The sequence below is a fragment of the Gryllotalpicola koreensis genome (assembly GCF_039538185.1).
Lineage (GTDB): Bacteria > Actinomycetota > Actinomycetes > Actinomycetales > Microbacteriaceae > Gryllotalpicola > Gryllotalpicola koreensis.
In genome coordinates, this window is the sequence record NZ_BAABBW010000001.1 from 487,905 (window position 1) to 511,188 (window position 23,284).

Genomic DNA, 23,284 nt, shown 5'->3' on the forward strand with positions numbered 1-23,284 from the left:
CTTTTTTCGATCGCTCAGATCAGGTAGTTGCCGCCGTCGACGGGCAGCGGCACTCCGGTGACGAAACGGGCCTCATCAGAGGCGAGCCACAGCACGGCGTTCGAGATGTCGACCGGCTCGACCCACGGGATCGGCAGTGCGATCACGGCCTGCGACGCCGCGGCGAACTCCTCTTTCGTGGATCCTTGCTTGCCGGTGAACAGGTCGTAGATCGCCGAGTTCTGGATCATGTCGGTGTTCACCTGCGTCGGGTGGATGCTGTTGACGCGGATGCTGTACGGCGCGAGCTCCATCGCGAGCGACCGCATCAGGCCGACGACGCCGTGCTTGGCCGAGACGTAGTGCGCCATGTTGGCGTAGCCGCGGATGCCGGCCTCCGAGCTCGTCAGGATGATGGAGCCGCCGCGCCCGCCCGCCTTGAGATGCGGAATCGCCGCCTTCGCGGCGTGCCACACGCCGGAGAGGTTGATGTCGATCATCGTCTGCCACTGGTCCTCCGGGAACTCCTCGGCGAGCTGTGGCGTTCCGCCGACGCCGGCGTTCGCGGAGACGATGTCGAGCCGGCCGAGCTGCGCGACACCGTCGTCGACGGCCGCCTTGAGCGCGGGGAAATCCCGGACATCCACCTTGCTCGCGACGATCCGCCGATCGAGCGCTTCGACCTGCCGCACCGTCTCGGCCAAGTCGGCCTCCGTCGCGCCGGAGTGCACGTTGTACGGGATGTCCTCGGCGATGTCGACCGCGATGATGTCGGCGCCCTCCTGCGCGAGCCGAATCGCATGACTGCGGCCCTGCCCGCGCGCGGCGCCCGTGATGAAGGCGACCTTGCCCTCTACCCGTCCTGCCATTTCGCTTCCTTCTTTCCTCGTGCCGCTCAGGCGAGCGTCTGGGCGGAGATGAGCGGGTTCGCCTCGCGCGTCGGGTTCGCGTTGTAGCCCGGCTGCAGCAGGTGGCCGGCGTCGACCGGCACGGAGATCCCGGTGACGGCGGCCGCGAGATCGGAGTTCAGCCAGAGCGCGGCATCGGCGATGACGTGCGGATGCAGCATCCCGGCGCCCTTCAAGGCATGGAAGGAGTAGCCGGCCGCCACGAGATCCTCTTCGGTCCCCTCGCCGGCGGCCTTGCCGGACATCATGTCCCAGGCGCCCTGCCAGCTCGTCATCGGCGTGAGGATCGCGCCGGGGTGCACGGAGTTGACCCGGATGCCGTATTTGGCGACCTCGAGAGCGATGGTCTTCATCACGCCCACGACCCCGTACTTCGCGGCGCAGTAGTGCACGTAGTTCTCGCCGGGCTCGAGCCCGTTGATCGACGACGTCATCACGATCGACCCGGTGCCGCGCTCGATCATGTGCGGCAGCACCGCCTTCGCCGACTTCCATACCCCGGTGAGGTTGACGGCGATCATGTCGTCCCACGCCTGCTCATCGAGCTCCCACGACGGGGCGAGCGAGAAGATGCCGGCATTGGCGATCAGGCAGTCGATCTTGCCGAACTCCGCGATGCCCTTCTCGACTGCCGCGTCAAGCTCGGCCTGCTTCCGCACGTCGCCGACGACGGGCAGGATGCGCCGGTCGAGTGCCTCGACCTGCCGCACCGTCTCGTCGATGTCGGCCTGCGTCGCCATCGGGTAGGCGACCGAGCCGATCTGCTCGAGCGTGTCGACGATGATGATGTCCGCGCCCTCGCGGGCGCTGACGAGGGCGTGCTGGCGGCCTTGCCCGCGCGACCCTCCGGTGATGAGAACGGTCTTCCCTTCGAGGAGTCCCATGTTTTCCGTCCTGCTTTCTTGTGTTTTTGAGCGCGCGAACCACCGCCCCGACGGCGATGTCGGGTTGAACGGATGCCTCGCGCGGGTCCTCTGGCTGTGCTGTTCCTACTGCGGCGTCAGGCCGGCCAGAGGGTCGGCCTCGCACGCGTTGACGGGTGGGCGCGCGAGATCCTCTCGGCGCTTCAGGGTGAGGCGCACCGGCCCGAGGCCCTCGCGGGGCCGCGGCGGCGTGGTGCGGTGGGAGTGGTCGGCCGACGGCTTCGGGGCCAGCTGCTCCTTGGCCTTCGCGTTCTTCAGCAGCTCCTCGCCGTAGCCCTGCACGCACTCGGGGTCGGGCCCGTCGAGCGGCAGCCCGGTGAAGAACTTCGCGGCCATGCATCCGCCCTTGCAGGTGTCGAAGAACTGGCACGACGTGCACGCGCCGCCCGACTGCGGCTGGCGCAGGCGCAGGAACAGCTCGGACTCGCGCCACACCTTCTGGAATCCGCCCGGCATGCGGATGTTGCCGGCCAGGAACTCCTCGTGGATCGCGAACGGGCAGGCATACACGTCGCCGATCGGATCGATCAGGCACACGACCCGGCCTGCGCCGCACAGGTTGAGGCCGGGCAGCGCCTGGCCGTAGGCCGAGAGGTGGAAGAACGAGTCGCCGGTGAGCACGCCGTCGCCGTGGGCGACGAGCCAGTCGTAGAGCTGCTTCTGCTGCGCGGGCCGCGGGTGCAGGTCGTCCCACGTGTCGGCGCCGCGGCCGGAGGGCCGCAGCCGGGTGAGGCGCAGCTGCGCTCCGTAGCGGTCGGCGATCGCCTTGAACTCGTCGAGCTGCGGGATGTTGTACCGGGTGCACACGACCGAGAGCTTGAAGTTCTTCATGCCGGCCGCCTGCAGGTTCGCCATCGCTTGAAGCGCTGTGTCGTAGGAACCCGGCCCGCGCACATAGTCGTTCACCTCGGCCGTCGCGCCGTCGAGCGAGATCTGGATGTCGAGGTAGTCGTTCGCGGCCAGCTGCTCGGCGCGCTCGCGGGTGAGCTTCACGCCGTTCGTCGAGAACTTCACGCCGACGTGGTGGCTCGTCGCGTAGTCGACGATCTCCCAGAAGTCGCTGCGCACCGTCGGCTCGCCGCCGCCGATGTTCACGTAGAAGACCTGCATGCGCTCGAGCTCGTCGATGACCGCGAAGCACTCCTCGGTCGTAAGCTCGCGCGGATCGCGCCGCCCCGAACTCGACAGGCAGTGCACGCACGACAGGTTGCACGCGTAGGTGAGCTCCCAGGTCAGGCAGATCGGGGAGTCGAGCCCGTACTCGAACAGGTCGACCAGCCGCTGCGGCTGCGCCGTGCCCCGATCGTTGCGGGGCGGCGCGTCAGCGCTGCGTCTCGAAGCGATCACCCCGGCAGAGGCATCCGTCATCGTCATGCCGCCACCTCCGTCAACATGCTCGAGTCGCGCAGGGTCTCGAGCGCGCGCCGGAAGGTCGGCAGCTCGGCATCCGTCACGCCTGCGTCCTGGCACGCGGCGAGCGCCGTCGGCTTCTCACTGAGGCTCTGCACCACGGCGAGCAGGCGGCGGTCCTTGAGGAAGGACAGCTTCCGCGTGCCGAAGTGGTACAGCAGGGCGCCGAACGGCTCTGGGCGCACGGACACCTGCGGATGCAGGCGCCACGCGCGGCTCAGATCGAGGTGCTGGCGCGGTTCAGTAGACACCGCACATGCCGTCGATCGAGACCTCTTCGACGAGAACGTCGGATTCGATGATGGCGTCGTCGGCTGCGTCGGCAACGGACTCGGGCGCGATTGCGGGCGAGGCACTGCTCATGGGTACTCCTTGGAATCGATCTGCATTGACCGTGGAGGGTTCCGCGATGGAAGACACACTAGTGGCACCCAGTGCCATTCGGAAGGCCCTTGGGCGTAATTCCTGGCCACGACAGGGGCAGGACGATCGCGGATCGCCTTCTCCCGTTGAGCTATCAGCCCCGAGGCGTCGCGGTCGGCGATGGCTTGGCAACGGTCGCGTAGATGACGAGGTTGTCCGTCGACGGCGCGCCGGAGGGCTTCTCGAGGCAGGTGATGACCGCCAGCCGGTTCGGGGTGTTGGCCCAGAGTGCCTTCTGAGCGCCGATGTCGGACTTCTTCACCAGCTCGGTGCCGGAGATCGTGTACTCGGTGCTCCCCACGAACACGGCCTCGCCTTTCGTCACGGCGGCCTTCTGGCGGGCGACGTCCGTGAGGTAGTTGCCTGGGGCTTTGCCGCCGCCGCGCAGCGAGTGCGTGACGACATACACCGTGCCCTTGCCGGGCGTCGTCGCGGTGGTGCCGAGGTTGCGCACGGCGTAGACCGAGGTGAAGCCCGGTGGCGTGAGCTGCCCCCCGGCGACACTGATCTGCCCGACCGGCACGTCGAGGCCAACGGCGGGAACGCGGAAGCGCGGCCCGGTGTCGGCAACGGCGTGCATCTGCTTTTGCACCTCTGCCGACGGCAGCGTGCCGGGGTCGAGAGCGACCTGTTTGCCGGACATGTCCGTCGTCCCGGGCGCAGTGCTGTGCGTCAGCGACGCGCTGACGACCCAGGCGGCCCCGGCGGCGATCACGAGGATCGCGACCAGGGCCACCCAGAGAATGCGCCGGTTGCGCAGCTGGAGCATCACTCCTGCTGGCTGCCCTTACGGCGCATCCACAGCACCAACGCCGCCCCAAGACCCAGCAGCGCCGCGGTCAGCCCCCCGAAGGGCAGCAGCCGCTCCCACACCGGCTGCCGATCCACGGTGTAGCCGCCGGTGTTCACCGCGACCACAGGATCCTGCGGCGTGATGATCCCCGTGGTCGTGGCGCAGTCGCCGTCGGCGAGGCAGGACCCGCCGCCCACCGTCGGGTCGACGGTGTTCAGCAGCCGGTGGTTGCCGGTGTCGGGATCGTTCACGGTCACCGAGTAGGTGACCTGGACGGTCTGCCCGACGGCGAGCGCGCCCGACCAGGACAGGACGTCCCCGCTGAGGGCCGCCCCGTGAGTGGCGTCGTCGTTATAGCTGGCGTCGTCGAGGACATCGCTCATGTCGTCCGCGAACGAGGCCGGGCTGCCGGCGGTGTAGGCGACCTGGCCGGTGTTCGTGACGGTCACCGTGTAGCCGACCGTCGCGCCGGGCTGCACCTCGTCGGTCGTCGAGACCGTCTTGGCGACCGTGTACGACGCCGCGCCAGTGGTGGTCAGGCACGACCCGTCAGCAGCGCACTGCCCGCCGTCGCCCGTCGGGATGACCGTGTTGACGAGGTTGTGGTTGCCGGCATCCGGGCTGTTCACGGTCACCGAGTAGGCGATCTTCACGGTGGCGCCGACCGCAAGGGGACCGGACCAGGTGAGCGTGTGGCCGGAGACGGTCGCCCCGTGGTCGGCGTCCTTGTTATAGGTGGCGTCATCCAGCACGTTGCTCAGATCGTCGGTGAAGGATGCCGGCTTGCTGGCCGTGTAGGCCGCGTTGCCGGTGTTCGTCACGGTCACGGTGTAGGTCACCTTGCCGCCGAGCTCCGCGTGGTTCGTGGAGGCGGTCTTCGCGACCGTGTATGAGCCGGCGGGCACATTGGCGGTGCACTCCGCGTTGTCGGTTCCCGTCGGGCAGTCGCCGCCGGAGCCGGTGGGAGTCACCACCGTGTTGTCGAGGTGCTTGTCGCCGGTGTCGGGGTCGTTGACCGTCACCGAGTAGGTGATCGTCTCGGTCGCCCCGACCGCCAGCGGGCCCGACCAGGACAGCGTGTCGGCATTCACGGTGGCCCCGTTGCTGGCGTCGCCGTTGTAGGTGGCGTCATCGGTCACCTGCGACAGGTCGTCGGTGAACGAGGCCGGGTCGGCCGCGGTGTAGGGGGCAGCACCCGTGTTGGTGACCGTCACCGTGTAGTGGATCGTGTCGCCCGGGTTCACCTCCGTGGCATCCGCGGTCTTGGCGACGCTGAACGCCTGCACCGGATTCGTGGTCGTGCAGTCGCCCGGGGCGGCGCAGCCTCCCCCGTTGTCAGGGTCTGCGGCAACGCTGTTGCTCAAGGTGCCGTCACCCGAGCCGGCGGCTCCGACGTTCACCTTGTAGGTGATCGTCTGGCTGGCGCCGACAGCGAGCGGGCCGGACCAGCTCAGCTGCGTTCCGTTGACGGACGCGCCGTCACTCGCCGAGTCGGCGACATAGGTGCCGTCGTCCAGCACGCCGCTCAGGTCGTCGGTGAACGAGGCCGGGTCGGCTGCGGTGTAGGCCGCGGCCCCGGTGTTCGTGACGGTCACCGAGTAAGTGATCGTGTCGCCCGGGTGCGCGGGGCCTGTGGCCGACGCGGTCTTGGCGATCGTGTAGGACTTCACCGGGTCGGATGTGGTGCAGCCGTCGGTGGTCTCACATGAGCCGCCGGGGCCGGCCGAGGCCGTGTTCACGAGGTCGTGATCGCCGGTGTCCGGGTTGGCCACGGTCACCGTGTAGGTGATCGTGATGGCGCTGCCCACGGCAAGCGGTCCCGACCAGGACAGGGTGCTGCCGCTGATGCTCGCTCCGTTGTCCGGGCCGGAGGTGATCTGAGCGTCGTCGAGCACCTTCGACAGATCGTCGGTGAACGAGGCCGGGTCGGCCGCGGTAAAGTCCGCCGCGCCCGTGTTGGTGACCGTGACCTTGTATGTCACCGTGTCGCCGGGGGTCACGTCGCCGGTCGGCGACGCGGTCTTGGCGATGGTGAACGCCCGGATCGGCGTCGTCGTCGTGCACTCGCCGGGTGCGCACTGGCCGCCCGGAGATGTCGGCCGCACGGTGTTGGTGAGCTCGCCGTCACCCGTATCGGGGTTGTCGACCGTCACGGTGTACGTGATGGTCGCCGTCGCTCCGACGGCGAGAGGTCCCGACCACGAGAGCGTGTTTCCATTCACCACCGCTCCGTTGTCCGGGCCGGAAGTGATGGTGCCGTCATCCAGGACGTTCGAAAGGTCGTCCGAGAACGAAGCGGGAGCGGCAGCCGTGTAGTCACGGGCGCCTGTGTTCGTCGCGGTCACCGTGTAGGTCACCGTGCCTCCGGCGCTGACGGTCGAGGCCGACGCGGTCTTGGCGACGATGAACTGGCCGGAGGGGATGTTGACGGTGCACTCGGCGTTGTCGGTTCCGGTCGGGCAATCGCCGCCGGAATCAGCAGGAGTCACGACCGTGTTGTCGAGGTGCGCATCGCCCGTGTCGGCGGCATTGACGGTGACCGAGTAGGTCACCGTGTGAGTCGCGCCGGCCGCAAGCGCGCCTGACCACGAGAGCGTGGGCGCGGCATAGCTTGCGCCGCCGGTGGCGTCGCCGTTGTAGCTGGCGTCATCGAGCACGCTTGAGAGATCGTCCGTGAACGAGGCGGGGTTCGCGTCGGTGTAGTCCACGCTCCCCGTGTTCTTCACTGTCACCGTGTAGTGGACCGTCTCGCCGGAGTTCACCTCGGTCGCATCCGCCGTCTTCGTCACGGTGAAGGACGGCGCGGTGTTCGTCACGTTGCACAGGTACGCGTCCTCGCCCGGCACCGTCAGCGTCCATGCACCCTTGGTGCCACCGGTGGCGACGGTCGCCCCGGTCGTCGTATCGGTACAGACGACGGTGGCACCGTACTGCGCAAGCGTGCTCGATGATCCGCCGGCCATGGCATCCGTGATCGTGTAGGTCTCGCCCTGACTCACCGGCCAGTTCGTGGTGGAAGCCGTGGTCGCGGAACCCGCTGTGGTCACATCGGTCAAGGTGGTCCCGGCGGCATTGTCGAGGCCGACCGTGAACTGGTCGCTGGCAGCAAGGCGCCCGTCGACCGTCTTCTGAACCGTGACCGTCGGAATCGGGGCGTTCGCACAGCGCACGCCGTCGTTGCCGAGCGACGGAGGGCCGGCCGAGAGGTCGATCGCGGCGACAGAAACGGGGTCGATCCGATAGATCTCACCCGTCTGGTTGCTCGAGAAATACAGCTTGCCCGCCGCGTCGGCGTAGCCGGCGCCGTACCCCGGTGTCCCGACAGGAAGGTCGGGGACGGAGCCGAGATCGGTTGCGGTGTGCGTGGTCGTATCGAAGCGGACCAGGTGATCAGTGCCGTTCGTGACGGTGTACAGCGAGCCGTCGACATAGACCCAGTCAGAGCCGATCGTCGCACCGGTGTTGGTTCCCGACGCGAGGATCTGCCCGTAGGTGGAAGACCCGGCGGCATAGTCGATCTCGTACCAGCGCTGCGATGAACCGCTGTGGGTCACCCAGTAGTGGCCGGCGCTGTCGAAATCACCCACGTTGTAGCCGCCCTCGATATAGCCGGTGGGGTCCGGCAGCGTCGTGAGGGTGCCATCGCTGGCGACCTGCACCAGCTTCTGGGTCGTGACGTCGACACCGTAAATGTAGTTGTCGGTGGTGTTGTAGCCGACCGCGTTGACATTGTCCGCGGTCGATCCGATCTGCGACGAGGCACCGCTGACCAGGTCGACCTGGTAGATGCTATGCGGCGGGGCGGTGCCATCACCGTTCGGGGATTGGAAGAGATAGCCGTACGTCGAGCATGTCCACGCGGGGCCGTCCGCCGCAGCAGCGGGCTGCGCGTCGCCGAGCACGACGCCACCGGCCGCGATCGCTACCAGCGATGCCCCGGTGACGGCCGTGACCGTCGCCATGGCGACGCGCCCGCGCGCACGATGCCGCGGCCCTCCGCCCCACCTCGTGTTCTTGAAAATCTCGCGTAGGCGCACAGCACTGTCCTTACGTTCACTGACCTCACGGAGGTCAGCAACGACTGCCCCCCGCGACACAGTCAAAACTCAGCTTCAACACAGAAGGAAGAGTCCGAGAGCGGATTCACCAAGCGGTTCACCCTCTACGCGCCCCGGGTGGGGGCCATACGCAAGAAAGTTGCTTACTGAAACAGGCGCCACTGCAGGCGCGGCCTCGCGCGAACGAGTGCTTGGCGCACCGACGCCGCTCCAAGACCCCGAGATCACGCGTCACAACGTCTTGACCGGCAACAATGAGCGTATGAACAGCACGCCAGGGGGCGATGCGCCCGCCGGCCGCCGGGCTACGACCGTCGCCCAGCTCAGCCACGTCGGCCTGCAGCTGTTCATCGACCGCGGCTTCGACGAGACCACGGTCGACGACATCGCCGCGGCGGCGGGCATCGGGCGGCGCACCTTCTTCCGCTACTTCGCTTCGAAGAACGACCTGCCGTGGGGCGACTTCGACGAGCTCGTCGAGCGGATGCGCGCGGCCCTCGCCGCCGTGCCGGACTCCGAGCCGCTTTATCAGACGCTGACGCAGGCGGTACTCGACTTCAACAGCTACCCGGCCTCCGAGCTCGGCTACCACCGCGAGCGCATGCAGCTGCTGATGACCGTGCCGTCGCTCGTCGCCCATTCGACGCTGCGCTACGAGTCGTGGCGCGAGGTGATCGCCGAGTTCGCCGCGCGCCGGCTGGGCGAGCCCGTCGGCAGCCTGCGCCCGCGGATGCTCGGCTGGGTCTACCTCGCCGCATCGCTGGGCGCCTATGAGCAATGGCTGGCCGAGCCGGGCAGCGATCTGCTCGACGTGCTCGGATCGGCTCTCGACATCCTCTCGGAGCGGCTGACAGCGTGACGGATGCCTCGGCCGAGCCCGCCGTCGACGTGATCGTCGTCGGCGCGGGCTCGGCGGGCTCGGTCCTCGCGGCGCGCCTCTCGGAGGACGCAGGCCGCCGCGTGCTGCTGCTCGAGGCCGGCCCGGCGCCCCGCAGCGCCGAGGCGTTCCCGGCCGAGGTGCTCGACGCCGGGCGCATCGCGGGCGCCCGGCCCGGGCTGCCGGTCAACTGGAAGGTGCCGGGCGAGCTCACCCCTGGCCGGCCCTTCCTCAGCACCCGCGGCCGCATCCTCGGCGGCTCGTCGGCGACGAACGGCGGCTACTTCATCCGCCCGCGGCGAGCGGACTTCGACGAGTGGGCGCGGGAGGGCACGGATGCCTGGTCGTACGACCGGGCGCTTCCGCTGCTCATCGACCTCGAGCGCGACCTCGACGTCGGCGCCTCGCCGCTGCACGGCGACGCCGGCCCGATCGCGGTCGCGCGCGGACCGCTCGACCACCCGGCAGCCCACGCATTCGCCGCGGCGAGCGCCGAGCTGGGGTTCCCCGCCGACGCGGACAAGAACGCGCAGGAACCGCCCGGCTTCGGCCCGGTTCCGAGCAACGCCGTGGGCGGCGTGCGCCAGAACGCGGGGCTCGCCCTCGTGCTGCCCGCGCTCGCGCGCCCGAACCTGACGGTGCGCGGCGGCACGCTCGTCACCCGGGTGCTGCTCAAGCGCGGCCGGGCGGTCGGCGTCGTCACGCGGTCGAGCGGCGGCGGCGAGCGCGTCTTCCGCGCCGGCGAGGTCGTGCTGACGGCGGGAGCCATCCGCTCGCCGCAGCTGCTCCTGCTCTCGGGCATCGGGCCGCGCGACCAGCTCGCGGCCGTCGGCCTGCCCGTCGCGGTCGACGCGGCGGGTGTCGGCGCCGCGCTCTCCGACCACCCGCAGCTCGTGATGGGCTGGCGACCGCGCGAGGCCGCAGCCGCGCCGGCCGGCCGGTGGATGGGCGGGGTCCTGCATTCCGGCCCCGCGGGCGGCGAGCTCGAGGTGCTGCAGTCGCTGCGGTCGATGGGCGAGCTGACGGGTGCTGCGGTGAGCGACGAGGTGCTGCCGCTGCTCGTGTCGGTGACGACCCCGAGCCGCGCCGGCCGGCTCAGGCTGCGCTCGGCCGACCCCGAGGATTCCCCGCTGCTCGACTACCGCTACCTGAGCAGCGCCGACGAGCGCGCACGCTGGCGCGCCGCGGCGCGGCTGGTCGCCGAGCTGCTGGATGCCGCCCCGATCCGCGCGGATGCGCGGGCGACGACAGCCCCTACGGCATCCGTTCTCGCCGATGATCACGCCCTCGACGGCTGGATCGCCGCGCGCCTCGGCACCGCGATGCACAGCGCGGGCACCGCGACGTTCGCCGGGGCGTCGCCGGCCGTCGACCCCGGCGGCCGCGTGCTCGGGGTGCCGGGGCTGTGGGTCGGCGACGCGTCGATTCTGCCCGCCGCCCCGCGCCGGGGCACCGCCGTTGCGGCTCTGCTCGCGGGCGAGATCGTGTCCGCCGCGATGCGCGCCGACGGCTGAGCCGCTCTCAGAGAACGGCGGCGAGGCGAGCGAGCTCCTGCTGCGCGGCGGCGTACTCCGCGTCGAAGGCGGCGCGCTCGCCGGCCATCGCGGGCACCGTCAGCGCGAGGGTCCGACTCACCGCGACGACCTCGACGCGCATGCCGAGCGCCGTTTCGAGGATGATCCGCAGCGGCGGAACCGCGTGGTCCCACCCCTCCGTCGCCGAGCCGGCGTCATAGCTCGCGCCGCGCGTCGTGACGATGACGGCCGGCTTGCCGCGCAGCGGCTGACTGTCCACGTCGAAGGGCGCGGTGAGTCCCGGCACGTGGATGTGATCGACCCACGCCTTGAGCGTCGACGGCAGCGAGTAGTTGTACATCGGCGCCCCGATGACGAGCACATCGGCGCCGAGCAGCTCGTCGATGAGCGCGCTCTGACGGGCCTCCGCCTCGGGGAACGCGGGCGCCTCGGCGGGGCGCAGCCGTGCCGGCCAGTGCAGCGAGGCGTGCGGCAGGTGCGGCAGCGCCTCGGCGTGGAGGTCTCGCACGATGACGGTGCGGTCCGCGCCGCGCCCGCGCCACTGGGCGGCGAACTCGGCGGTCAGCCGGCGCGACACCGAGTCCGCGCCCGCCGATGAGGAATCCAGCTGAAGCAGAACAGGCATAGCGCTCAGCCTGGCACCGAGCGGGGCCGCGCGCGAGGGAAGAGCGCCCACGCGGCGCACGTGCACCCCGTGCACCGGCCGCACCTGCGCCGAACGGACGCTCTCGCGTAACCGCACGACACACAGCAGACTCCTCCCACCTGCGCGCGCCACACTGGCCTCACCATGGCAACAACGGAATGGGGATTCGCGACCGAGCAGGTGCACGCCGGCATCCGCCCAGACGGCGGTCACGGTGCGCGCATCACCCCGGTCTATCTGAGCAACGGATTCCTGTTCGACGACTTCGACCAGGCGCGCGAGCGCTTCGCCGGCGAGTCCGAGGGGTACTACTACACGCGCTACGGCAACCCCACGATCGCCGCCGTCGAGCGGAAGCTCGCGGGTCTCGAGCACGGCACCGACGCCCTCGCGGTCGCGAGCGGCCAGGCCGCCCTCACCATCGCCTTCCTGACGCTGCTGCAGCAGGGCGACCACGTCGTCTCGGCGCGCTCGATCTACGAGGGCACCCGCGGCCTGCTGCGCGAGGACTTCGCGCGCTTCGGCATCACCGCCAGCTTCGTGAAGGACCCGAACGACGCCGACGCGCTCGAGGCGGCCTTCCGGCCGAACACGAAGGCCGTGTTCATCGAGTCGATCCCGAACCCCCGCAATGACGTGCCCGACCTCGAGCTCGTCGCGCGCGTCGCCCACGAGCACGGGGTTCCGGTCATCGTCGACAACACCCTCGGCACCCCGTTCCACGTGCGGCCGATCGACCACGGCGCGGACCTCGTGGTGCACTCGACGAGCAAGTTCCTCTCGGGCCACGGCTCGGCGATCGGCGGTGCGATCGTCGACTCAGGCAGCAGCTATCTGACGGATGCCTTCGCCGAGGAAAGCTCCCTCGCGAGCACAGCTCGCTCGGCGGGCGCGTTGCAAGAACCCACCGGGTTCTTGCAACGCGCCCGCAGCCTCGCCGGCCGTTTCGGCCCGACGCTCTCGCCCTTCAACGCGTTCCTGCTGCAGCACGGCATCGAGACCCTGTCGCTGCGCATGCGGCAGCAGTCGGGCAATGCGCTCGAGCTCGCCCGCTGGCTGGAGGGCCGGCCGGAGGTGGCATCCGTCGACTACAGCGGTCTCGCGTCGAGTCCGCACCACGCGAACGCCGAGCGCTATCTGCGGAACGGCTACGGCGCGGTGTTCGCCTTCACCCTGCGCGGCGGGCTGCCCGCGGCCGAATCGCTCATCAACGGCGTCACGCTGTGGAGCCGTATGACGCACCTCGGCGACGTGCGCTCGCTGATCCTGCACCCGGCGAGCACCACCCACATCCATCTCACCGCCGCCGAGCTCGCCGAGAACGGCATCGAGCCGGGCACGATCCGCCTCTCGGTCGGCATCGAAGAGGTCGCCGACCTGATCGCCGACCTCGAGCAGGCGCTGCGCCCGCGCAGCGCGTCGACCACCGCCTGATCGGCAAGAATCTTCACATGACCCGTCTGCAGCACTTCGGCTGGTTCTTCTCGCGCGGCTTCGGCCCGCAGGCGTGGGGGCGCGCCGACTACCGCTGGGGCTACGAGTGGTACCGCCCCGAGCTCTACGTGCAGGCTGTGCAGCAGCTCGAGCAGGCCGGCCTCGACCTCGTCATCCTCGAGGACGCGCTCTCGATCGGGAATCCGTCGACCATCGATCTGCGCACCCGCCAGGCCTACGGCGGCCCCAAGCACGACCCGCTGCTGCTCGTGCCGTACCTGCTGAACGCGACGAAGCACCTCGGCTTCACCCCGACGATCAACCCGGTCGCGACGCCGCCGTACCTCGCCGCGCGCCAGGCCGCGACCCTGCACCACCTGAGCGGCGGGCGCTATGGCATGAACGTCGTCACCGACGTCGCCTCGAGCCGACACTTCGGCGTGCCGCCGCTCGCGCACGACGGCGCCTACGACCGCGCCTCGGAGTGGCTCGACGTCGTCAAGAAGCTGTGGCACTCGTGGGGCGAGGGCGCCTACGTGAACGACACCGAGACCTGGCACTTCGCCGACGGCTCGAAGATCGACGCGTTCCAGCACAAGGGCGAGTACTACGACGTGACGGGGCCGCTCAACGCGATCCCGTTCGACGACGGCGACCCCGTGATCGTCTCGCCGGGCGGCAGCCCGCGCGGCATCGCGTTCGCGGGCGCGAATTCCGAGGTGCAGCTGGCGCTCGCGCCGCTCGACGTGTCGTCCGTGGCGGGCTACCGCCAGCGCGTCATCGATGCGGCGACGGATGCCGGGCGCACGGCCGCCTCGATCAAGACGCTCTTCGTGTTCAAGCCCGAGATCGTTTCGAGCAGGGAAGAGGTCGACCGCATCGTGGCGGCGAGCGAGGACCCGACGGACGCCGAGCTGCACGCGATCCTGCTGGGCCAATCGAGCGACCTCGAGACCGACCTGACCGGCCTCGACTGGGACCGGCCGGTGAACCCCGACGCGGTGTTCGGCGACCACGTCTCCCGCGGCTCGATCAAGGGGCTGCTCGCGGGGGCGTCCTCGTTCGAGGACCACACGTTGCGCGAACTGCTGCGCCGGCACGCCCGCAAGGGCCGCGCGGCCGACCGCACCGGCTGGGTCGGCACCGCAGGAGACATCGCCGACTACATCGAGGAGTTCGGCGAGGTCGCGGGCAACGACGGCTTCATCTTCTCGGGCGATCTGCACCCGACGACGGTGCACCGCTTCCTCGACCAGCTCGTGCCGGAGCTGCGGCACCGCGGTCTGCTGCGCACCGAGTACGGCGACGGCAACCTGCGCGCGAACCTCACCGAGTTCTGACCCACCCGATCCTTGGGGAGCGCGCCCGATCGAGCACAGCCCGATCGGCGTCCGGCGCGCGATGACCCACTGGGTCATCGCCGCATAGCGCCGGGCGCGCCCGGGTATTCACCGGGTGCTCTTCGTTTTCCTTAATGGATTCTTCGACCCCTCCTGATTCGGTAGTCGCTATGAGCACCACGCTGGGACCGACCACAGCGGCTCGTGCGCAGGGAGTCCGACTGCGCGCCTGGCTGCGCACCCGCGCCATCGCCGTGCCGACGGCCGCCGGGCTGTTCGCCGTGCTCGTCACCGCGATCGGCTCGTGGATCCCGTCGCTGTGGGGCGATGAGGCGGCATCCGCGCTCTCCGCCCAGCGCTCGCTGCCGTCCTTCCTGCATGAGGTGGCGCACGTCGACGCGGTGCACGCCGTGTATTACGCGGGCCTGCACGTGTGGGTGGCGCTCTTCGGGGCGAGCCCGTTCTCGCTGCGCTTCCCGTCGGCGATTGCGACGGGCGTCATGGTCGCCGGCGTGGTGGTGCTCGTCCGCCTCGTCACAGCGCGCCCGGTTCACAGGGCTTCCTGGCGGCTTCCCCTGATCGCGGGCGCCATCGCGATGATGCTGCCGCGACTCGACTACGCCGGCGTCGAGGCTCGCGGCTACTCCTGGACGGCCGCGTTCGCCGTCTGGATCGTCATCATCGGCGTCGCCACCCTCACCGGGCGCCTGGGGGCGGGTCTCGGCTGGAGCTGGTTCGCGGTCGTCCTCGGCGTCGGCACGGCGCTGAACCTCTACCTCGGCAGCCTGATCGTGGTGATCGGATGCCTCGTTGTGCTGTGGCATCCACGCGGGGAGCGGCGCGTCCAGCTGCTGCGCTGGGGCTGGTCCTCGCTTGTCGCCGTCGCGCTGGCCTCGCCGATCATCGTGCTCGGCGCCCTCGAGCACGGCCAGGTCGCGTTCCTCGCCCATCGGCCGATGCCGCCGAGCAGTTGGCTCGTCAACCAGTGGTTCTTCACGAATCCGTATGCCGCGCTCGGCTGGCTGCTGCTGATCGCCGCCGTGATCGTCGTCATGCTGCGCCGCACGCCCCGACCCCAGCGGCGACTCGGTCTCGCCGCCGTCCTGTGGGCCGGGATTCCGAGCGCGTTCCTGATCGGCACCATCTCGACGCTGCACAACTACTCGCCCCGCTATCTGACCTTCACGGCTCCCGCGGTCGCGATCCTGATGGCGCTCGCCGTCGAGGTGGTCTTCCGCAGCTGGCGTCCTGCCGGGGCGGCGCTGCTGGTCGTCGTGCTCGGCGCCGCCGTCCCGTCGTACGCCATGCAGCGGACCCCCAACGCGGAGAACAACAGCGACTGGGCGCAGGTGGGCGCGGTGATCGCGGCGAACGCGCAGCCCGGCGATCAGGTCGCGTTCGACCAGGTGGTGCGTCCGAGCCGCCGCCCCGAGAACGCCTATCGCGTGTACCCCACGGACTTCCGGAACGTCACCGCGCCGCAGATCGAGGTGCCGTACACGGCAGAGCCCACCTGGCACGACAAGGTCATGAAGATCTCGACCGCCGCCTCACGCGACCTTTTCACCGCGGGAACCGTGTTCGCCGTGGAGGCGAACTACCCGGGCGAGGGGGTCCTCGATGTGAGCGGGGTGCCTTCGCTCGAGGAATCCGGGTACCACGTCGTGCGCCACTGGCAGCTGCACTCGGATCTGGTGTTCGAGCTCGACCGCGACGGGGTCGAGCAACCTTAGGCGCGTGGCACCGTCGGTGTCTCCACCGAGGGGTGGCGTAACCGGGCTCTGGCCCGATATCGCCCGGTTACGACGCCCCTCGATGCCGCGTCGCATCGCCCGGCGGCGTCGCGTCGCCCGAGGGCGGCGCGACCTCCGCCCTCAAGCGGCCCGCGTTCTTCGGAATCCACGCCCACAGCGCGACCGCCGCACCCAAGCCGACGACCGCGCTCACCTCGATGCCCGCGGCGAGACCCGCGAGCGCGGTGACGGCGGAGAGGATCACCGGGCCGATGCCCGAGCCCGCGTCCGCCAGCTCGCGCCAGACCCCGAGGAAGGTCGGACGGCCGATCGCGGGGGAGGTGTCGGCGCCGAGCGTCATGACGATGCCAGAGCCGATGCCGTTCCCGAAGCCCATCAGCATCGCCGCGAGCGCGAGGGTCGTCACGCCGTGCGTGAGCGGCATGAGCGCGAACGAGATGCCGAGCACGATCGTCGACGGCACGGCGACCCAGCGGCGGCCGTAGTGGTCCATGACCTTGCCCGCCGGGTAGAAGGTGAGGGCGTCGATGGCGCCCGCGACGCCGTAGATGATCGACGACGTCGATGGGGCGAGGCCGAGATGCGCCGCCCATAGCGGGATGACGATCTGCCGCGTCTGCCTGATCGCCGAGAGCAGCAGCACGCCCATGCCGAGGGTGAGGAACAGGCGCCAGTACTGCTTCACGATCCCGACGGTGGTGACGGATGCCGCGGCCGAGCGCCGCGACTCGCTGAGCTCGAGCTCCGGCACGCGGAAGACGATGACCGCCGCCGCCGCGATCGCCGCGAGGGCGACGAAGTAGGCGCCGTCGAGCCCCCAGAAGTGCATGGCGGCCGCGCCGATGAACGGGCCGACGAACACGCCGATGCGCATCGTCCCGCCGAGCGTCGACAGCGCGCGGGCTCGCATGTGCGGCGGCACCATCTCGGTGAGATAGGACTGCCGCGCGAGGTTGTAGACCGAGCTCGCCGCGCCGATCAACAGCACTCCGAGGGCGTAGACGAGCAGCGACGGGCCGTTGTCACCAACGTCGATCAGGCAGAACACCAGTCCGACGATCGTGATGACGGATGCCACGAGCATCGAGCGCCGCTCACCGATGCGCGTCGCGAGGATGCCCGAGGGGATGTTGGTCGCGATCGACCCGATGCCGATCAGCGCCGCGACAAGAGCCGCGACCGAGGTGGTCGCGCCGCGGTCGATGGCGCTCAGCGCGATGACGGGGAAGATCGAGCCCTCGGCGAGCCCGAAGAGCGTCGCCGGACCGTACGCCGCGACCGCGATGGAGCGCAGGCGAAATTCTTCGGTCACAACAACTATGTTTTCACGCCATCAGCGGCAGCCCTCCGACGAGGCGGTCGATGCGGCTCCGGGGGCCGAACAGGCTCACGGCGAGATACCCGTGCTCCGCCCCGGCTCGCGCCGCGAGTTCCTCCACGTACTCGGCGTAGACGAGGGTCGACTGCGCGGCCGTCGGCATGTCCGCGATGAAGACGTCGTCGCGCGCGGCGGCCTTGGCCCGCACCTCGGCGATGCGCGGGCCCGGCGCCGCCAGGATCGAGCAGCCCACCCAGGGAAGCCCCGGGTGCGCAACGCCCGCGGCGTCTGCCACGTCGGGCCCGAGCAGCCCGGTCACCCGCCCCTGCGTCGCCGCTGCCACGCACACCGCCGCGTTGGCGGCACGGCCCGGCGGCAGATCGCGGTCGACGACGATCACCCACTTGAGCGGCGCCTCGCGGGTCGAGACGGTGGGGTCGAAGAGTTCAGGGTCGTAGCCGATGGTGAGGGCGGTCATGCAGATATGCATCCATATCCTCGGCATCCGTGCAAATCAGCCGAACTTCGTACGGATAGAGTGCCGACATGGCCGAACTCGACGAACTAGATGCGGCGATCCTCGGGATTCTGCAGGCAGATGCGCGGACGACGAATCGCGAGGTCGCGGCATCCGTCGGCATCGCCCCGACCACGGCGCTCGAGCGCACCCGCGCTCTGCGCGATCGCGGCGTGATCACCGGTGCGAGTCTCGATGTCGATCTCGCCGCGATCGGGCGCCCGGTGCAGGCGCTCGTCGCGGTGCGCATCCGGCCGCCGTCGCGCACGGCGATCGAGGCGTTCCGCGATTGGGTCACGACGCTGCCCGAGACGCTCGGCGCGTTCGTGACGACGGGCGACCAGGACTTCATCGTCCACGTCGCCGTGGCCGACAACGACGCCCTCTACGCCTTCGTCATCGACAAGCTCACCAGCCGCGCCGAGATCGCCGATGTGCGCACCTCGGTCGTCTACGAGCACCTGCGGCGCAAGGAGATCGCTCCGATCGGCGTGCGCCCGCGACGCTCATGACGCCGGCCGCCGTGCTCGGGCTCACGCTCGAACTCGGGCTCAGATGAGCCGGGAGTGGATCTTCACGGCCTTCTCGCGTTCGGCTTCGAGCACCCGCTCGAGCTCGTAGCGCCGGATCTGCTCTTCTCGGGTGAGCTGCGGGCCGTCGCCCCGCGCGCTGCGCCTACCGCGCTGCGCCTTCGCGCTCGGGTGCTCCGCGCCCATGCCGTCCGGCATGCCGATGGTCGCGGCAGTCATCGCAGCAGCCCTGTCAGCAGGTCTGATCCGAGCCGTTGCAGGGCGACCGTGTCCGCCGAGTACAGCACGAACCGTCCTTCGCGGCGCGTCGTCACGAGGTGCGCTTCGAGGAGGGCAGCGAGGTGACGCGAGACTTCCGGCGGGCTCACGGCCCAGGCGTCTGCGAGCTCTGCCGTGCTTCTCGGTGCGCGCACGAGGCTGCGCAGCAGTCGCAGCCGCAGCGGGTGATCGAGGGCACGCAGTCGCGCCTGGATCGTGTCGAGACCCACCTCGTCGGCGGAGATCGCCCGCTGGATCGGATATTGCACGACGGGCCGTCTGCGCGGCGCATAGGTGACGAGGATGTGCGGGTCTCCGAGGAAGGTCGGGAGGAACGTCAGGCCTGTCCCGTCGCCTGTCGTCCTCGCGTCCTGGAGCTTGTCGACGATGACCTGGCCGTCGGCGTACGCAAGGTGATGGGACATTCCGGCGAGCGTCGGCTCGATCCCGACGGTCGCGAGCACGTCGCTCCGTCCCCGCGCTTCCGCTGTGAGGTGCGGGCCGAGCTGGGACCACGCGCCTCGGAAGAACTGCGCGTCGTAGTCGGAGATCACCGTGCGGACGGCACGGCGCGCAGCTTCGGGGTCGGCCAGTACCTCCTCGACGAATGAGGATGCGCGCGCTCCGCGAACTGCCGCCCGCTCCCGCGCGAGATCTCGAGCTCGCTCGTCGACGAGCGGCGAGCCGAGGTCGGTGCGCAGCTGGATCGTTCCGCAGCTCGAGGTGAGCAGGACACTGCTCACCCAGTCCTCATCGCTCAGTGCGTCGATGCCGTCCAGCTCGTCGTCGAGTGATGCCCTACGGACGGACGGCAGGAAGATCGCAGGCCGTGAGACGCGCCACAGGTAGTCCGTGCGGGAGATCGCCTTGAGCAGGCTGTCGTCGAGCCGGTCGTGCGCCTGCGCGATCCACGTGCCGCGCGCTTCGTGATGATCCGGTTCCGCGAGCAGGTGCAGGGACGCGACGAGCTCTGCGAGCGGCGACACGGTGAACTCGAAGTCCTGGGTGCCGGGCGAGATCGTGATCGTCATGTCACTGAGCCTGCGTGCCGGGATCGCGCACATCAATCGGATTGACGAATGGCGTCAATCGACGCCGGCGACCGGATGTCTGCGGCCGGATGCCGCGGCTCAGTACCCCGACTCGCCGCCGGTCGCCGCACCGGCGAGCAGCGCCCGCGCACCCGAGACGCCGAGCCGCGTCGCCCCGGCGGCGATCATCGCACGCGCCTGCTCGATGGTGCGCACTCCGCCCGAGGCCTTGACCCCGACCGACGACCCCACGGTCTCGCGCATGAGCGCCACCGCGTGCTCGGTCGCGCCGCCTGCGGGGTGGAAACCTGTGGACGTCTTCACGAAGTCCGCCCCGGCTGCGACCGCCGCGGTGCACGCCGCCGTGATCTCCTCGTCGGTCAGCGCCGCCGACTCGATGATGACCTTGAGCACCGTCGGGGCGGGCGCGGCGGCCCGCACGGCGGCGATGTCGGACTGGACGTAGGCGAAGTCGCCCTCCTTCGCGGCGCCCACGTCGATGACCATGTCGATCTCGTCCGCGCCGTGCTTCACGGCCTCAGCCGCCTCGACAGCCTTGACGGTCGACGAGTGCTTGCCGCTCGGGAAGCCGCACACGACGGCCACCTTGAGGTCGGCCTCGAGCGGAACCGTGACGGGCAGCATCGAGGGCGAGACGCACACCGAGTAGGTGCCGAGCTCGATCGCCTCGGCGATGAGCGCCGCGACGTCGGCGTGGGTGGCCTCGGGCTTGAGCAGGGTGAAGTCGATGTAGCGCGCGACCTCGGCCGCGGTGAGCTCGTGGTCAGTCATGCTTCGATTCTGCCCTCTCCCAGGTCTGCCCGTAGCGGACCAGCGGCTGCAGCGCGGTCAGCAGGTCGCGACCCTGCGCCGTCAGCAGGTAGCGCACCGTCACGGGCGTCGTCGGTTCGACGACGCGGTCGATCAGCCCGGCGTGCTCGAGCTCCTTGAGCCTCAGCGCCAGCATCCGGTCAGACAGTCCGATCACCGAGGCGAGGAGCTCGCTGAAGCGCTCGGCGCCGCGAGCCATGGCGAGCATGATCGCGCTGCTCCAGCGCCGCCCGATGAGCTCGACGATGCCCGTGGCGCGGCGGCATTCCTCGTCGTCGATCTGCTCCCAGCCGGTGCGAAGATCCTGATTCATGGTCACTTACCAAGAGTAAGTCACTTCTGCGCGCATTGCGGCAGGGCAGGAGAGAACGGATGCTTGGCCCCATGCCCGACTACGGTCACCCCCTTCGCTTCGGAACCTTCATCACCCCCGTCAACGCGCCGCCCGCCCGCGCGGTCGAGCTCGCCGTGATCTCGGAAGAGCTCGGCTTCGACCTCGTGACCTTCCAGGACCACCCGTACCAGCCGCGCTTCCACGACACGTGGACCCTGCTCACCTGGGTCGCGGCGCAGACGCAGCGCATCCACCTGAGCGGCAACGTGCTCAACGGCGCGCTGCGCCCACCCGCCGTGCTCGCACGCAGCGCGGCGAGCCTCGACCTGCTGTCGGGCGGCCGCTTCGAGCTCGGCCTCGGCGCGGGCGGATTCTGGGACGCCATCGCCGCGATGGGCGGCCCCGCCTGGACGCCCGGGCAGGGCGTCGACGCCCTCGGCGAGGCGATCGAGATCATCCGCGGCGTGTGGGACGCCGCCGAGCGCCGCCCGCTGCGCGTCGCGGGGCAGCGCTGGCACGTCGACGGCGCGAAGCGCGGGCCCGAGCCCGCCCATGAGATCCCCATCTGGCTCGGCGCGCTGAAGCCGCGCATGCTGCGCCTCATCGGGCGCGCGGCCGACGGATGGCTGCCGAGCCTGCCCTACCTGCAGCCCGGCGATCTGCAGCGCGGCAACGCGACGATCGACGAGGCCGCGCTGCAGGCGGGCCGCGACCCGCGTGAGATCGTCCGGCTGCTCAACGTCGGCCCGCAGACCACCGCCGACGAGCTCGTGCGCCTCGCACTCGACGACGGCGTGAGCACCTTCATCTTCATGGGCGACGACCCCGAGACGCTGCGCCACCTCGCCGGCGAGATCGTGCCCGCCGTGCGCGAGGGCGTCGCCGCGGGGCGCGCCGCGGCCGGCACGACGACGCCGACCGCACGCATCCGCACGTCCGCCGCCCGCGCGAAGCGCCTGCCCGGCATCGACTACGACGGGCTGCCGGAGTCGCTCGCCCCGCGTGCCATCGAGCCGGGCGACATCGGCTACGCGCGGTACACCTCGGGCTACCTGCGCGGCGGCGCGCCCGGGCTCGTCCTGCGTCCAGAGACGACGGACGAGGTGACGGATGCCGTGCGGTTCGCCGCCCGCCACCGCGAGCTGCCCCTGGGAATCTTCAGCGCCGGCCACGGCCTCTCGGGCCGCTCGCTCAACCGCGGCGGCCTCGTGATCGACCTCGGCGCGTTCAACGCGATCGAGGTGCTCGATGCGGCATCCGGCCGCGTTCGCATCGGCCCCGGCGCGCGCTGGCTCGACGTCGCGCGCGCCCTCGCCCCGCACGGGCTCGCGCTCACGAGCGGCGACTACGGCGGGGTCGGCGTCGGCGGCCTCGCCACGGCGGGCGGGGTCGGCTGGTTCGCGCGCGAGCACGGACTCACCATCGACCACGTGCTCTCGGTCGACGTCGTGCTGGCGAGCGGCGAGCTCGTGCATGCCAGCGCGGAGCACGAGCCCGAGCTGTTCTGGGCGATGCGCGGCGCCGGCGCCAACTTCGGCATCGCGGTCTCGTTCGAGTTCGAGGCCCCCCGCGTCGGGCGCCTCGGCTTCGCGCAGCTCGCGTTCGACGCGAGCGACACGGCGGGATTCCTCACCCGCTGGGGCGCCGCGATCGAGGCATCCGATCGCCGCGTGACCGGGTCGGTCATCCTGGGCCCCGCGCGCGGGGCGGCGCGCTACGCGCAGGCCATGATCGCCGTCGACAGCGACGACCCCGACACGATCGTCGAGCTGCTGCAGCCGATCGCCGAGATCGCTCCGCTCGTCGACCAGTCGGTGGCGCTCGCGACGTACGACCAGATCATGGGGGCGTTCGTCGACGAGAGCGCTCCGCAGCAGGCGCAGGGGGAGCCGCACAGTCACTCGGGGCTCATCCGGCACCTCACGCCGGAGTTCGCGGCGACGACCGCGGCGTTGCTGGATGCCGGCGCGAGCTACTTCTTCCAGCTGCGCGCCGTGGGAGGCGCCGTCGCTGATGTGCCCGCCGACGCCACCGCCTACGGCTGGCGCGACGCCAATTTCTCGGTGGCCGCGTTCGGCACGCGGTCGTCGGGGCTCGACGAGTGGTGGCGGCGCCTCGAGCCGCACTTCGAGGGCATGTACCTGAGCTTCGAGACCGACACCGGGCCCGATGCCCTGGCGCGTGCGTTCCCGCCTGCGCACCTCGCGCGGCTGCGCGAGCTCAAGCTGCGCTACGACCCGAGCGGGCTGTTCAGGGACAACTTCTTCATCGAAGCCTCGGCTGATCTGCCCCGATCAAGCGCAGCTTGATCGGCGTCCGGCGCGCGACGACCCACCGGGTCGTCGCTGTGAAGCGCCGCCCGCTAAATAGGGAATAACTATCCAG

21 protein-coding genes are annotated in these 23,284 nt (G+C 70.2%); 7 read left to right on the top strand and 14 right to left on the bottom strand.

All coding sequences use genetic code 11. From position 1 onward, the window contains the following. Positions 1-14: 14 nt before the first annotated feature. The 7 genes from ABD708_RS02340 to ABD708_RS02370 form a co-directional block, all read right to left on the bottom strand. Positions 15-848 (bottom strand): mycofactocin-coupled SDR family oxidoreductase, encoded by an 834-nt coding sequence (locus ABD708_RS02340; protein ID WP_344751673.1) that lies wholly within the window; start codon positions 846-848, stop codon positions 15-17. A gap of 26 nt (positions 849-874) precedes the next feature. Further along, positions 875-1,771, bottom strand: a complete 897-nt coding sequence (locus tag ABD708_RS02345; RefSeq protein WP_344751674.1) for a mycofactocin-coupled SDR family oxidoreductase — start codon at positions 1,769-1,771, stop codon at positions 875-877. Between the two features lie 105 nt (positions 1,772-1,876). Then, positions 1,877-3,184, bottom strand: coding sequence for a mycofactocin radical SAM maturase (gene mftC / locus ABD708_RS02350; RefSeq protein ID WP_344751675.1), 1,308 nt, complete (start codon positions 3,182-3,184; stop codon positions 1,877-1,879). Then, positions 3,181-3,471, bottom strand: a complete 291-nt coding sequence (gene mftB / locus ABD708_RS02355) for a mycofactocin biosynthesis chaperone MftB (RefSeq protein ID WP_344751676.1) — start codon at positions 3,469-3,471, stop codon at positions 3,181-3,183. Before mftB ends, mftC begins: the two co-directional genes overlap by 4 nt. Continuing rightward, the gene (gene mftA, locus ABD708_RS02360; protein ID WP_344751677.1) at positions 3,461-3,583 is read right to left on the bottom strand and encodes a mycofactocin precursor MftA; all 123 of its coding nucleotides are present in this window, start codon (positions 3,581-3,583) and stop codon (positions 3,461-3,463) included. The genes mftB and mftA overlap by 11 nt, the downstream gene beginning before the upstream one ends. 154 nt (positions 3,584-3,737) lie before the next feature. Beyond that, positions 3,738-4,412, bottom strand: coding sequence for a class F sortase (locus ABD708_RS02365; protein ID WP_344751678.1), 675 nt, complete (start codon positions 4,410-4,412; stop codon positions 3,738-3,740). Continuing rightward, positions 4,412-8,398 (bottom strand): beta strand repeat-containing protein, encoded by a 3,987-nt coding sequence (locus ABD708_RS02370; protein WP_344751679.1) that lies wholly within the window; start codon positions 8,396-8,398, stop codon positions 4,412-4,414. The genes ABD708_RS02365 and ABD708_RS02370 overlap by 1 nt, the downstream gene beginning before the upstream one ends. A 358-nt stretch (positions 8,399-8,756) precedes the next feature. Between ABD708_RS02370 and mftR the strand changes: the two genes are divergently transcribed. Both mftR and ABD708_RS02380 read left to right on the top strand, forming a co-directional pair. After that, a complete protein-coding gene (gene mftR / locus ABD708_RS02375; RefSeq protein ID WP_344751680.1) occupies positions 8,757-9,353 on the top strand; it encodes a mycofactocin system transcriptional regulator in 597 nt (198 codons plus the stop codon). After that, positions 9,350-10,885, top strand: a complete 1,536-nt coding sequence (locus ABD708_RS02380; RefSeq protein ID WP_344751681.1) for a GMC family oxidoreductase — start codon at positions 9,350-9,352, stop codon at positions 10,883-10,885. The genes mftR and ABD708_RS02380 overlap by 4 nt, the downstream gene beginning before the upstream one ends. A 7-nt stretch (positions 10,886-10,892) precedes the next feature. Here ABD708_RS02380 and ABD708_RS02385 read toward each other — a convergent pair whose 3' ends face one another. Beyond that, positions 10,893-11,531: an FMN-dependent NADH-azoreductase gene (locus tag ABD708_RS02385; protein ID WP_344751682.1), complete on the bottom strand. Its 639-nt coding sequence runs from the start codon at positions 11,529-11,531 to the stop codon at positions 10,893-10,895. A gap of 165 nt (positions 11,532-11,696) precedes the next feature. On the opposite strand from ABD708_RS02385, the gene ABD708_RS02390 reads away from it, so the two are divergent. From ABD708_RS02390 to ABD708_RS02400, 3 genes are all read left to right on the top strand, one after another. Beyond that, on the top strand, positions 11,697-12,986 hold the full coding sequence (locus tag ABD708_RS02390) for an O-acetylhomoserine aminocarboxypropyltransferase/cysteine synthase family protein (protein WP_344751683.1): 1,290 nt from the start codon (positions 11,697-11,699) through the stop codon (positions 12,984-12,986). Positions 12,987-13,003: 17 nt separating this feature from the next. Further along, a complete protein-coding gene (locus tag ABD708_RS02395) occupies positions 13,004-14,326 on the top strand; it encodes an LLM class flavin-dependent oxidoreductase (protein WP_344751684.1) in 1,323 nt (440 codons plus the stop codon). 170 nt (positions 14,327-14,496) lie between these two features. After that, positions 14,497-16,059, top strand: a complete 1,563-nt coding sequence (locus ABD708_RS02400; protein WP_344751685.1) for a glycosyltransferase family 39 protein — start codon at positions 14,497-14,499, stop codon at positions 16,057-16,059. A gap of 67 nt (positions 16,060-16,126) precedes the next feature. Here the strand turns inward: ABD708_RS02400 and ABD708_RS02405 are convergent, their stop codons facing one another. After that, on the bottom strand, positions 16,127-17,392 hold the full coding sequence (locus tag ABD708_RS02405; RefSeq protein ID WP_344751686.1) for an MFS transporter: 1,266 nt from the start codon (positions 17,390-17,392) through the stop codon (positions 16,127-16,129). A gap of 13 nt (positions 17,393-17,405) precedes the next feature. Beyond that, a complete protein-coding gene (locus ABD708_RS02410; protein WP_344751687.1) occupies positions 17,406-17,876 on the bottom strand; it encodes a DUF2000 domain-containing protein in 471 nt (156 codons plus the stop codon). A 68-nt stretch (positions 17,877-17,944) separates the two neighbouring features. Between ABD708_RS02410 and ABD708_RS02415 the strand changes: the two genes are divergently transcribed. Beyond that, the gene (locus ABD708_RS02415) at positions 17,945-18,427 is read left to right on the top strand and encodes an Lrp/AsnC family transcriptional regulator (protein ID WP_344751688.1); all 483 of its coding nucleotides are present in this window, start codon (positions 17,945-17,947) and stop codon (positions 18,425-18,427) included. 39 nt (positions 18,428-18,466) lie between these two features. Here ABD708_RS02415 and ABD708_RS02420 read toward each other — a convergent pair whose 3' ends face one another. The 4 genes from ABD708_RS02420 to ABD708_RS02435 all read right to left on the bottom strand — a co-directional run bounded on the left by ABD708_RS02420 (position 18,467) and on the right by ABD708_RS02435 (position 20,878). Then, the gene (locus ABD708_RS02420) at positions 18,467-18,664 is read right to left on the bottom strand and encodes a hypothetical protein (protein ID WP_344751689.1); all 198 of its coding nucleotides are present in this window, start codon (positions 18,662-18,664) and stop codon (positions 18,467-18,469) included. Continuing rightward, entirely contained in the window at positions 18,661-19,734 is a 1,074-nt protein-coding gene (locus ABD708_RS02425) for an ArsR/SmtB family transcription factor (RefSeq protein ID WP_344751690.1), read from the bottom strand. The genes ABD708_RS02420 and ABD708_RS02425 overlap by 4 nt, the downstream gene beginning before the upstream one ends. 99 nt (positions 19,735-19,833) lie before the next feature. Beyond that, on the bottom strand, positions 19,834-20,526 hold the full coding sequence (gene deoC, locus ABD708_RS02430; protein WP_344751691.1) for a deoxyribose-phosphate aldolase: 693 nt from the start codon (positions 20,524-20,526) through the stop codon (positions 19,834-19,836). Then, positions 20,519-20,878 carry a winged helix-turn-helix transcriptional regulator gene (locus ABD708_RS02435; RefSeq protein ID WP_344752169.1) on the bottom strand — a complete coding sequence of 120 codons (360 nt, stop codon included), beginning with the start codon at positions 20,876-20,878 and terminating at the stop codon, positions 20,519-20,521. The genes deoC and ABD708_RS02435 overlap by 8 nt, the downstream gene beginning before the upstream one ends. Before the next feature lie 71 nt (positions 20,879-20,949). On the opposite strand from ABD708_RS02435, the gene ABD708_RS02440 reads away from it, so the two are divergent. Further along, positions 20,950-23,208, top strand: coding sequence for an LLM class flavin-dependent oxidoreductase (locus tag ABD708_RS02440; protein WP_344751692.1), 2,259 nt, complete (start codon positions 20,950-20,952; stop codon positions 23,206-23,208). Positions 23,209-23,284: the final 76 nt, after the last annotated feature.